Below are 260 nucleotides of genomic sequence, written 5' to 3'. Positions count from 1 at the left end.
TCGATCTCCGGTCGCTGTCCGCCCTCGAACTCCACCAGGCCATCCAAAGATGTTCCTGGTCAACGGGTTCGGAGAGTTCCTGCCTGGGATCCGTAGCTGCCTCCGAACGCATCAAGCGGAACCTCGATGCCATCCAGGCCGAATGCCTGCACCGGGCAGCCATTCTCGCAGCACGGAGCACCCCGTCGAACGCCTCCTACGACGCGCTCGACGGTATCGAACTGGTCGGCAGTGAGATCGCCCTGAACCTGGGCCTGAGC

1 protein-coding gene is annotated in these 260 nt (G+C 63.5%); it reads left to right on the top strand.

Translation table 11 applies throughout. The annotated features are described in order from the left end of the window. A partial coding sequence (locus tag QSK05_RS36135) for a hypothetical protein (protein WP_285601919.1) occupies window positions 1-260 on the top strand: 260 nt, incomplete at both ends.

The sequence above is a fragment of the Kineosporia sp. NBRC 101731 genome (genome assembly GCF_030269305.1).
Lineage (GTDB): Bacteria > Actinomycetota > Actinomycetes > Actinomycetales > Kineosporiaceae > Kineosporia.
The sequence above is the reverse complement of the archived record's forward strand: the minus strand, read 5'-3'. Positions and strand labels throughout refer to the sequence as shown.